This window comes from Parablautia muri (assembly GCF_009917485.1).
GTDB lineage: Bacteria > Bacillota > Clostridia > Lachnospirales > Lachnospiraceae > Suilimivivens > Suilimivivens muri.
Map to the genome: position 1 here is coordinate 328,618 of NZ_QZDT01000001.1, position 11,244 is coordinate 339,861.

General features: G+C 41.7%; 8 protein-coding genes. 6 read left to right on the forward strand and 2 right to left on the reverse strand.

Annotated features, from left to right (window positions below):
- The 3 genes from asnB (D5281_RS01495) (at nucleotide 1) to asnB (D5281_RS01505) (ending at nucleotide 5,035) form a co-directional block, all read left to right on the forward strand.
- Complete coding sequence (gene asnB / locus D5281_RS01495; RefSeq protein WP_160558365.1) at nucleotides 1-1,881, forward strand: asparagine synthase (glutamine-hydrolyzing); 1,881 nt, start codon at nucleotides 1-3, stop codon at nucleotides 1,879-1,881.
- Between the two features lie 83 nt (nucleotides 1,882-1,964).
- Nucleotides 1,965-3,071 carry a glycosyltransferase gene (locus D5281_RS01500; protein ID WP_277935107.1) on the forward strand — a complete coding sequence of 369 codons (1,107 nt, stop codon included), beginning with the start codon at nucleotides 1,965-1,967 and terminating at the stop codon, nucleotides 3,069-3,071.
- A gap of 74 nt (nucleotides 3,072-3,145) precedes the next feature.
- On the forward strand, nucleotides 3,146-5,035 hold the full coding sequence (asnB, locus tag D5281_RS01505; protein ID WP_160558367.1) for an asparagine synthase (glutamine-hydrolyzing): 1,890 nt from the start codon (nucleotides 3,146-3,148) through the stop codon (nucleotides 5,033-5,035).
- Nucleotides 5,036-5,123: 88 nt separating this feature from the next.
- Here the strand turns inward: asnB (D5281_RS01505) and D5281_RS01510 are convergent, their stop codons facing one another.
- Both D5281_RS01510 and D5281_RS01515 read right to left on the reverse strand, forming a co-directional pair.
- Nucleotides 5,124-6,185, reverse strand: a complete 1,062-nt coding sequence (locus D5281_RS01510) for a hypothetical protein (protein WP_160558368.1) — start codon at nucleotides 6,183-6,185, stop codon at nucleotides 5,124-5,126.
- Nucleotides 6,186-6,261: 76 nt separating this feature from the next.
- Nucleotides 6,262-7,725, reverse strand: a complete 1,464-nt coding sequence (locus tag D5281_RS01515; protein ID WP_160558369.1) for an MBOAT family O-acyltransferase — start codon at nucleotides 7,723-7,725, stop codon at nucleotides 6,262-6,264.
- Nucleotides 7,726-8,121: 396 nt separating this feature from the next.
- On the opposite strand from D5281_RS01515, the gene D5281_RS01520 reads away from it, so the two are divergent.
- From D5281_RS01520 to D5281_RS01530, 3 genes are all read left to right on the forward strand, one after another.
- Entirely contained in the window at nucleotides 8,122-9,078 is a 957-nt protein-coding gene (locus D5281_RS01520) for an alpha-1,2-fucosyltransferase (RefSeq protein WP_160558370.1), read from the forward strand.
- 56 nt (nucleotides 9,079-9,134) lie between these two features.
- Nucleotides 9,135-10,094: an alpha-1,2-fucosyltransferase gene (locus D5281_RS01525; RefSeq protein ID WP_160558371.1), complete on the forward strand. Its 960-nt coding sequence runs from the start codon at nucleotides 9,135-9,137 to the stop codon at nucleotides 10,092-10,094.
- 74 nt (nucleotides 10,095-10,168) lie between these two features.
- Nucleotides 10,169-11,191, forward strand: a complete 1,023-nt coding sequence (locus D5281_RS01530) for a glycosyltransferase family 2 protein (RefSeq protein ID WP_160558372.1) — start codon at nucleotides 10,169-10,171, stop codon at nucleotides 11,189-11,191.
- Nucleotides 11,192-11,244 lie beyond the last annotated feature (53 nt).

Genomic DNA, 11,244 nt, shown 5'->3' on the forward strand with positions numbered 1-11,244 from the left:
ATGTGTGGAATATGCGGTTTTATTTCAAAACAAAATATCACGCTGGCCCAGCTTAAAGAAATGAACGATACTATGTATCATAGAGGGCCGGATGACAGCGGAGAGGAAATTTTTGACATAAAGGACGGTTATCAGATTGGTATGGCCCAAAGAAGACTGTCCATTATGGATTTATCCCCTTTAGGACACCAACCCATGCATTCAAAGGATGGAGGGATAAGTGTGGTCTTTAATGGAGAAATTTACAACTTTTTGGAGCTGCGTAAGGAACTGAAAGAGTATCCTTTTTGCTCTAACTGCGATACTGAGGTGATCATTGCCGCATACCTGAAATGGGGCATTAAGTGCATGGATCGGTTAAATGGCATGTTTGCTATTTGTCTTTATGATAGGGAGACACAGGATGTTTATCTGGTGCGGGACAGGATTGGGAAAAAGCCTTTATATTATGAGGTGAATGACGGCAATCTGATTTTCGCATCGGAATTAAAGCCCATTATGAAAAGGGAAGGCTTCCATAAAAAAATACGGAAGGATATTCTTTCAAGATTTCTGTTTCAGCAGTACATCAATGCGCCGGATAGTATATTCGAGAACGTATATAAGTTAGAGCCTGGGAGTATCTTAAAGTTCCACCAGGGTGAAATTACCATCTGGAAATATTGGGATATTAAGAAGGTATATCATGAAATGAGCAAGAAACCTGTTAACGATTATGAACAGGCGAAGGCAGAGCTAAAGGAACTTTTAAATAAAGCGGTGGCTTCGCGCATGATTGCGGATGTTCCGTTAGGCGCTTTCTTAAGCGGGGGATATGATTCTTCTTTGATGACAGCTATAGCGCAGGCACACTCAAAGAAGCCGGTTAAAACCTTTTCCATTGGTTTTCATGAAGAACGTTACAATGAAGCAAAATATGCAAAGGAAGTGGCGGAGCATCTTGGCACAAATCATACGGAGCTTTATATAGATGAGGAGGAAATGCTTGGCCTTGTGGAAAGCATACCTTTGTATTATGATGAGCCCTTTGCAGATTCCTCCCAAATCCCCACCATGCTGGTGTCGGCGCTGGCAAGAAGGGATGTGACGGTTGCTCTTTCGGGCGATGGGGGGGATGAATTTTTCTGTGGCTATAACATTTATGAGAATGTACATCAGGCACAGCTTTTGGACGGCCTTGGCGGCCTGGTGCATGGGGTGTGCCAGCTGCCAGGGTTTAGGCAGATTGGGCTTGAGGAAAAGCTTTCCTTCCGGGTGAGAGTGATTGCGGGAAATCGAAATCGGGAAACCAAAACCCAGTTTGGAGCAAGCAATTATATTACCAGGGCAAACCAGATGGTGATGGGAGAGGGGCTGCCCTGCCATTTCCCCATAGAAAGTACCTATCAAGTACCTGATTGGCAGATGAGAAGGATGCTGCTTGACATGGATACGTACCTTCCAGGTGATATTTTATGTAAGGTGGATCGGGCTTCCATGAAATATTCCCTGGAAGCAAGATGTCCTATTTTGGACAAGGATGTAATGGAATATTCCTTCCGTATGGCCCACAAGTTGAAATATGAAAAGGGAAATAAAAAACGTATTTTGAAGGATATTGCTTATGATTATATTCCAAGAAGTTTGCTAGACCGTCCCAAGGTTGGCTTTGGGGTGCCATTGGACAAATGGCTTAGAGGACCTTTGAAGGAACAGCTGACGGATATGTGCAGCAGAGATTCTTTAAAAAGGCAGGGCATATTTGACGCGGATTTTACGGCTGATATGATAGAAAATTATATGAAAACAGGAGATGGAGGGCCGGCAACCGGTGCGAACTATTCTAAGCTGTCCTGGTCGTTTTTTACTTTTCAGAAATGGTATCAGACGTATATGCGTTAAAGCATGTTTGAAGTCAGCATGCAAATCTGCTCTGTCTGAGAGGAGAGTTTAAAAAATGGAAACCAACAGGATAAATGAGGTTTATGATGGAAAAGCAGATTCATATTGCCATGTTAATTGGAGCCTTGACAAAGGGCGGCGCAGAAAGGGTGCTGGTTAATCTGGCGGATTATTTTGCCGAAAAAGGCTACCGGGTAACTATGGTAACGCAGTATCAGAAGGAAAATGAATATCTATTAAATGAAAAAGTAAAGAGGGTAATTTCCGATATCAGTCAGGAGGAGACTACGGGTAATCGTCTGGTAAATTTCAAGCGCCGATTTAGGAAGCTTAGAAATATTTGGAAGGCGGAGAGACCGGACGTGATTCTTTCCTTTATTGGAAAAAATAATATGATGGCAATCTTAACCTCCCGGTTTTTAAGGATACCAGTTGCGGTGTCTGTGCGGGCGGAGCCTAAGGAAGAATATTATCATACATGGATGCGTTTTATGGCAAGATGCTTGTTTGCATGGGCGGACGGCGTGATTCTGCAGACCCGTAGATGCTTTGATTTTTTCCCGGAAAAGGTACGCCGCAAGGCGATTATTTTGCAGAATCCTGTGAGCGCTGTATTTTTCAGGGAAAGATACGAAGGGGTACGGGAAAAAACGATTGTGGCAGTAGGACGCGTGGATGAAAATAAAAACCACGAAATGATTATCCGGGCCTTTGCGGAAATTGCACAAGAATTTTCTGATTACAAGCTGATTATTTATGGAGATGGCGAATGCAGAAAAAAACTGATGGAGCTGGTAGAAGAAAAGAAGCTTTCAGAGCAGGTGCTGCTTCCCGGAAGTATTGACAATGTGGCGGATGCCATTTATAAAGCACATATTTTTGTGCTTTCGTCCAACTCGGAGGGAGTTCCCAACACATTGATTGAAGCTATGGTGATGGGACTTGCGGTAATCTCCACAGACTGTCCCTGCGGTGGTCCAGCTGATTTAATAGAAAATGGAAAAAATGGGATTTTGACCCCAGTGGGGGATATTGCCAGCATGAGAGAGCATTTGCGCAGTTTATTAGCAGATACACAGATGGCAGATAAACTGGGCATAGCAGCTGCGGGGATGGCGAAGACCTACCGGCCGGAACATGTATATGGTGGTTGGGAGAAATTTCTTTTATCCCTATTAAAAAATAGATGACTGTTGGGAACACAGGGATTCCCGGTTTTAACTTAAATGTGTTGTATAGCTTGCGATATGCAGGGGGTATAAAAATGTGTGGAATAGCAGGATTTTGCAATTGGAATGGAGACAAGCAAAAGAACATTGAAAAAATGAAAGAAAGAATGCACCATAGAGGCCCTGATGCAGGAGGAAGTTATTTTTCGAAAGATGGCCAGGTTTCGTTAGGCCATAGAAGGCTTTCCATAGTTGATTTGTCTGAAAATGGCGCTCAGCCCATGGTTTCCCATAGTGGACGCTATGTGATTGCCTATAATGGAGAGATTTATAACTATAAAAAAATAGCGAAAAGGCTTTTGGAGGAAAAAAAGGTAGAGAAGTTTAGGGGAAGTTCCGATACGGAGGTTTTGCTGGAAGCATTTGAAGCCTATGGGATAGAGAGGGCTATTTCTCTTTGCAAAGGAATGTTTGCTATCGCCCTGTATGATCAAAAGGAGCAGGTCCTGTATTTACTTCGCGACAGGATAGGAGAAAAGCCTCTATATTACGGACAGGTAGGGGAAAGCTTTGTGTTTGCTTCTGATTTGGGATCTATTGCGGTGCTGGATGGGTTTAAAAATCCAATCAACACATCCGTACTTAACTTGTATTTTGTACATGGTTATATTCCTGCTCCGTATTCCATTTATGAAAAAATTTTTAAATTAGAAGCCGGTACGATGCTCAAACTAAAGCTGCCCTTTACAGGAATAGAGCAAGTAAAAACCAAGGTTTACTGGTCTGTAAAGGAGGCAGCCAAAAAAGGGCAGGCAAATCCTTTTCATGGCTCTGAAAAAGAAGCGGCGGATGAACTGGAGCGGCTTTTGAAGGCGGCCATATCGGAGCAGATGGTGGCGGATGTGCCGGTAGGAGCGTTTCTCTCAGCGGGCATCGATTCCAGCACAGTGGTGGCATTGATGCAGTCTTTCAATAAAAATAAGGTAAAAAGCTTTACCATCGGTATGGAGGATAAGGCTTATAATGAGGCAGTGTACGCTGGGGAAATTGCAAAGCATCTTGGCACCGAGCACACGGAGCTTTATATTACCCAGGAGGATGCGAAAGCGGTGATTCCCAAATTATCAGGGATGTTTGGAGAGCCTTTTGCGGATTCCTCACAGATTCCCACTTATCTGGTGAGCAAAATGACCAGAGAACATGTGACGGTATCCTTAAGCGGGGATGGGGGAGATGAATTATTCTGCGGATATACTTCCTATGCTTCGGTGGAGCGCATTTGGAATAAGATGAAGGACGTGCCTTACTTTATTAGAAAGCCCTGCAGCCTGTTGGTAACCCACAGTCCGTTAGCCAGAAAACCAATTTATCGGATTAAGGGAAAACTGCTGGGGGCAAAGGGACCTTCAGACCTGTATGTCTGTTCTTATGAAACAGATCCCCTTACAAAGGAAATCTGTCTTGATGGAAGGGAGTGCAGTTATAAATATAGTGAATATGAACCAAAATTTTTAAAAGAAACCAATCATAATATTATGCTGATGGACATGCTGATGTATCATCCTGATGATATCCTGGTGAAGGTGGATCGGGCGGCAATGGCAGTGTCCCTGGAAACAAGAGTTCCCATGCTGGATAAGGATGTGGTAGAATTTGCCTGGAGCCTCCCTATTGATTATAAGAGAGAAGGAAAGACGGGAAAGAAAGTGCTGCGGAATGTGCTCTACCGCTACGTTTCGAAGGAGATGATGGAGCGCCCTAAAAAGGGATTCAGCATTCCCATTGAAAAATGGCTGCGTGAGCCGATACTGAGAGAATGGGCGGAAAGCCTGATTGACAGAAGCATTTTAGAGCGGCAGGGTATCTTGAATGCAGATGTGGTGTGGAAGATTTGGAAAGATTTTATTGATAAAGGAAAATGGCGGATTCAAATCTGGTATATTTTAATGTTTCAGGAATGGATGATAAAGGAAGCGGCCCGTTAAAGCTGGACTGCTACAGAAATGCCCCGCTTTGCGGGGCATTGGTTACATCATATAAAAATATCTTTTTTTCTAAATATTCGTTTTGCATTTACTCATAGAGACTATCATAATCATAGTTTGCATAGAATTCTCTTTCTGCCGCCAGTTTCCCTAAATAGTTTTCTTTTGTAACCAGTCCTGTATCCTGGGCAATCCATTGCAGAATACGGGAATTGATTTCTTCGCAGTAATGACCATCATCAGAGTAATAATCGGCATTACAGATTACATCATATTGATCAAAAAAATTGTACAGTTTTACATTAGGACACGCAAGCAGCAATTCGGTTGCAACCTGCTCTGCCCTAAGCTGCCGGTCTAAGGTTCCCTTGATATTTAAAGATTCCCAGTAGAAGATGCTGAAAGGGGGATAAAAAAGGTAAAAGGTGGTGTCAGGGTATTTATTTACCACACGAAGAATATTCAGGGTTATGGTCTGGGTAACCATATTGTATTCTTCCTCCCCAAAGCCGGTGGGAACATCCGTATTGACATTATTTCTATCATAAGTAGTCAAAATAACCTCCAGTCCGGTTTCCATATCCCAGGAAGAATATTCATCCATAGTTGTACTGGGGGTTTTGGTAAGGGTCATAGCAATATTGGTCATCACGCCATGGTATAATATGGATTTGTTGAACAGATAAGAGACATCGTTCAGGGGATTATTGTCGTACAGATAAGTAGGATATTCCTCATATCTTGCCCAGTCATATTCCCGGAGAAATCCATTATAATCCACTGCCCACAAAACCTGCTTTAGATTTTTATTTCTTGAAAGGGCCCTGTCCAAATTATCAGCCAGCTCCTGATAACCGGCACCGGAAAAGGATTCTTTGACTGTGTTGGCTCCAAAGAGAGCATCCATTTCGCTGGGTTTAAAATTTTGCGTTATGGAAGAACCTGTTATCATGGCATCAAAGTCAAAATGTCTTGATATACCGTCATTGGTGTAGCGTTCTTCATACAGCCGGTAGGATAAAAATGGAAGCGGCTTATGATAGTGGAAATATGGGTCCACAATTATAACGGTAAGAGCGATAAAGGCCAATAAGGTTACTAATGTAAGGATACACTTTATAAACCATTTCTTAGCAGCTTTCTGATTCATAATTTCCTCGATTCTATACTTGTGTCATGTTTGTTTCCTAAATGATTGATTCATTCCCATGGACAATGATCTTGACTTAAAAGTTAAAATACAAAAATTCGCTGATTCCGGATAAAGATATAATGCTCCAAATCATAAGGATGACCACTACAAAAAATTTTCTATTTGAAAGCGTTAGCTCCGCCACCTTTTCCTGCGTGTTTTTCAGTGTAAAGCAAGCAGCCAGGGCAATAGCGGTAAATACAGTCAGCATAAGCCACGGATAATTTGTCATAATAGCGCCAAAGCCTGCGCGATATAAAAATTTCGATTCTGTTAAATCCCCAAAAGCATCTATAAGCGGCTGATAGACAGGGCCAAATCCGCCACAGAACAATCGTATCCAAAGAATGCCTGCATCCTTGACAGAAGCAGACCTGAATAAACTGCAGGTAAATGTAAATAAAGAATAGGTTGTTACCATTTTGATTATTTTAGGTATTTTCAGGGAAGCAAGCTTTGTGAACCGTTCAATGATGATTACAATACCGTTCAACGTCCCCCATAATATGAAGGTCCAGTTGGCGCCATGCCACAATCCGCTTACAATAAATACAATTAGCGTATTTAGGTAGGTTCTGGCCTTTCCCCTTCGGCTGCCGCCTAAAGGAATATAGACATATTTGATAAAAAATCTTGTCAGGGTCATATGCCATCTGTTCCATAAATCTGCAAAAGATTCCGCTTTATAAGGGGAATTGAAATTGGCCGGGAGTTTTACATTAAGCATATATCCCATGCCATATGCCATATCACAGTAACCGCTAAAATCAAAATAAAGCTGCAGGGAGTAACAGACGGTTACAAGGATAACGCTGGTAGTATTTAGAGCGGTTATATTGTTATAGCCTATGGTTACAATGCTGGAAAATGTATCGGCAATCAGCACTTTTTTGGCAAGTCCCAAGGCAAAAGCATAGATACCTCTGCTTAAATTTTCAAAGTTAATTTTCCTGTTGCCTATATCCTGAAACTGTGGAATGAGTTCATTGTGGTAGACAATGGGTCCTGCGATAAGCTGTGGGAAAAAGGAGACATACAGTGCATATTCCAAAAAACTGTAATGTTCGCATTCGCCCTTGTAGGAATCTATCACACAGGATAGCTGCTGAAAAGTATAAAAGCTGATTCCGAGAGGAAGTATGAGCTTTAATAATGGGAACTCGGCTTTCAGAGCGGAATTTATATTGTCTATAAAAAAATCATAATATTTAAAATAAAATAAGATACCAATGTTAAGGAAAACGCCTGCCCATAAAAAAAGACGCTTTAAACGTTTGGCGGATACACTTGCCATGCCGGTTATGAGCCCATAATTGATGGAAATGCTGACAATTAAAATAGCAAGGTAGTATATGTTATTGTAGCCATAAAACCACATGGACATACCGATGAGAAATGCCAGGGCAAGATTATATTTTTTGGCATAATTTAATCCGTAATATCCAATTAAGGTTAATGGAAAAAAAAGAAATATAAAAATATAAGAATTAAACAGCATAAATTATTATGTCCTTTCAGAACCTGCGCACTGTATACTATCATAAACCAGGGCAAATTTAATGATATTATAAGGCCCTATATGATATTTGGCAATAAAATTTTAGGGACGTTAGGACATTGTCGTAACGATTCGGTAACAGTTCAGCCTAGGACTTTGCATTTACTGCAGAGTCCGTAAGAAAGCCTGAATTTTGCCGAGAGTGAGTCCGGCCTTTCGCCGAAGGCGAACTTCTAATGGCCGAATCGTGTAACAGTTCGGCTTGTAGTGGAAAGAACACGTGGACAAACATGGAGAGATGATGCTAAAATAGAAACAATTGCTGTAACTTAAGCGAGACAATATCTGACTGACAGTACAGGACTTAATCAGTATAAGAATGGATAAGGTAAAGATATGAATATAATCAGAATGTCCGGAGGTCTGGGGAATCAGATGTTCCAATATGCATTATGCATGAAACTTTGCTCTATGGGTAAGGAAGTAAAATTTGATGATATCAACGAATATCGCAGTGATGATACCCGTCCGATTATGCTGGCCTTATTTGGCATTGACTATCCAAGAGCCACATGGGATGAGATTATAGAGTTCACGGACGGTTCCATGAAGATTTTAAAAAGAATTGGTCGGAAAATTTTTGGGCGCCGGGCGATTGAATATTATGAGAACGGTTTTTACGACCCACAGGTATTGAATTTTGATTCTATGTACTTGCGGGGCAACTTTCAAAGTGAAAAATACTTTGAAGATATTAAGGATGAGGTGAGAGCGCTTTATCAGTTTCCTTCTTTAGAAGAACTGCATTTGCCGGAAAAGCTTTATAAGAGTACGAAAACATGCTTGGATGCAATTGAGGGAACGGAGGCTGTGAGTATACATATGTATCGCAGTGATTCCCGACTGGACGAAGAATTGTATGAGGGGATTTGTACGGAGAAATACTATGAAGGAGCCGTAAGGTTTATACAGGAAAAATATCCGGATGCGGTTTTTTATGTTTTCAGTAATGAACCCAAGTGGGTAAGAGGCTGGGTAGAGTATCTAGTTGAAAATCAGCTTAAGGAATACATGGAGGCGGAACAGAGCAAATCTTTGGAAGAACGTTTTGTGATGGTGGAGGCAAACACCGAGCATACGGGGTATCTGGACATGATGCTCATGAGTAAATGTAAGCACAATGTCATATCCAATTCCAGCTTTAGCTGGTGGGCTGCATGGCTTAATGCGAACCCGGATAAATTGGTAGTGGCTCCGGATAAGTGGGTGAACGATAGGGAAAGCAATGATGTTTATACCAAGGGTATGGTTCTTATAAATGCGAAGGGCAGGGTAAATTGTACTGTTAAATAGAAATAAAATACGTTGCCGTGAAGCGGCAGGGATGATTAGAAGCATGGAAGGGTATTATGGTTATAATCAGGATGACAGGCGGGCTTGGGAATCAGATGTTCCAGTATGCTCTATATTTAAAGCTTTGTTCTATGGGGAAAGAGGTAAAATTTGATGATTTTACGGAGTATGAAGGGAGAGATGCAAGACCGGTTATGCTTTGGGTGTTTGGCATTGATTATCCCAGGGCAACCAAAGAGGAACTGAATAGGATTACGGACGGATTTTTAAAGCTGTCTCATCGAATCAGGAGAAAGCTGTTTGGAAGAAAGTCTCTTGAGTATCATGAAAAAGATGGAAATTTTGATGAGCAGGTACTGGCCAAAGAGCCTGCTTATCTGACAGGGTATTTCCAGAGTGAAAAATATTTTAAAGATATAGAAGATAAGGTGCGGCAGGCGTTTATTTTTTCAGATAAAATCTGGAATGAACTTGACGATGGCAAATCCGGGGGCGATGAATTCAAATTTAAAAACAGCATGAGGCAAAGAGTAGAGCAGTACCTGAAGCAAATAGGGAACTGCCTGTCTGTATCCGTGCATGTGCGTAGAGGGGATTATCTTGAAAATGATGAGGTATATGGCGGAATATGTACGGAAAAGTATTACTGTGGTGGATTTGAAAAAATGATGGATGTTTTTCCAGAGGCAATTTTTTTTATGTTCAGTAATGATGTGGAATGGGTTGGCAAGTGGGTAAAGGAATTGTGTGGGAAGTTAAAGCTTTCGGAAGACCGGTTTGTGGTAGTAGAGGGAACCACGGAGAATACGGGATATTTTGATCTACTTTTGATGAGCAGATGCAGACATCATATTTTGGCAAACTCTAGTTTCAGTTGGTGGGGGGCATGGCTGAATGCCTCCAAGGACAAGCTGGTGATAGCGCCCTCTAAATGGTTTAACAATCAGGAGCTTAAAGATATTTACACAGAAGAAATGATTCGGATTTCGCCTGAAGGGGAATGTATAAAGGCCTAAAGCTAGCTAAACTTCCAAACCTTCTATAATAATTACGCAGTACCGCAGGCATAGATTGTGTGCAGGAGGGCAGAATGAAGCAGGATGCGAAATTGATTTCGGTGATTGTAACCGCCTATAACATTGAGAAATATTTACCCCGCTGTGTGGACAGTCTTTTGGCTCAGACTTATGAGCCGATGGAGATAATTTTGGTGGATGACGGTTCTACCGATGGAACGGGCGGGATATGTGATGAATATGCCCAAAAAAGTAAGTTCATTCATGTGATTCATAAAGAAAACGGCGGACCTTCTTCCGCAAGAAATGCAGGCTTAAAAATAGCAAAGGGCGATTATATCGGATACGTGGATGGGGATGACTGGACGGAGCCTTCTATGTACAAAGATATGTTGGAAGCATGTCTGGATACCGGGGCGGAGATTGCAATATGTTCTTACCGGCAGGTGGGAGAGGGAGCGGAGGAAGTCCATCCTACCGGTAAAGTACTTGCGCTCAGCCGCCAGGAAGCTTTAGAATTATATATTAACGGGGATCCGCAATATCATATTTACCATTCGGTGTGGAGCAAGCTTTTTGACAGAAAGGTGATAAAGGATATTCGTTTCCCTGAAGGGAGAAAGTCAGAAGATATTATGTATACGACATGGGCGCTTACAAAAGCGTCCAAATGTGTGTTTTTAGATACGCTCTATTATAATTATATGGTGGACAGAAGCGGCAGTATTATGAACAGCCGGCTGCATGAGAGACGTTTTCAGGATGAAATTCCTTTTTGGAAAGAACAGAGAGAATATTTGATAGGTCTTGGCATGCAAAAGCTGGCGGAAAAGGCGATGTATCAGTTTTACCGTAAGATGGTTTTTTATTATGTGGATTTCCTAGATAGAGGCATGAAGAAATCCGGGCGGCAATTAATTGCATTACTGCAAGAGGAAAAACAGGAAATAAAAAAGATTTATAGAAAAAGTTATGTGGCGTTAGGGGATAAGGTTAGGATGAAACTGATTTTGGCTTGGCCTGGAGCCTATTACAAAGTGGTGAAGGCATATGACAGGTTTGTGATACCATTGCGGCAACATAAGGATTCGCAGTAGTGGACTTCCACTTATTGAACGGGAAAGCCAGGGCTTGGAGATGCGTGCTGCAA

Bases quoted from the DNA above. Each gene is read 5' to 3' on its own strand.
- asnB (WP_160558365.1), top strand. From the start codon at position 1: ATGTGTGGAATATGCGGTTTTATTTCAAAACAAAATATCACGCTGGCC.
- D5281_RS01500 (WP_277935107.1), top strand. From the start codon at position 1,965: ATGATGGAAAAGCAGATTCATATTGCCATGTTAATTGGAGCCTTGACA.
- asnB (WP_160558367.1), top strand. From the start codon at position 3,146: ATGTGTGGAATAGCAGGATTTTGCAATTGGAATGGAGACAAGCAAAAG.
- D5281_RS01510 (WP_160558368.1), bottom strand. From the start codon at position 6,185: ATGAATCAGAAAGCTGCTAAGAAATGGTTTATAAAGTGTATCCTTACA.
- D5281_RS01515 (WP_160558369.1), bottom strand. From the start codon at position 7,725: ATGCTGTTTAATTCTTATATTTTTATATTTCTTTTTTTTCCATTAACC.
- D5281_RS01520 (WP_160558370.1), top strand. From the start codon at position 8,122: ATGAATATAATCAGAATGTCCGGAGGTCTGGGGAATCAGATGTTCCAA.
- D5281_RS01525 (WP_160558371.1), top strand. From the start codon at position 9,135: ATGGTTATAATCAGGATGACAGGCGGGCTTGGGAATCAGATGTTCCAG.
- D5281_RS01530 (WP_160558372.1), top strand. From the start codon at position 10,169: ATGAAGCAGGATGCGAAATTGATTTCGGTGATTGTAACCGCCTATAAC.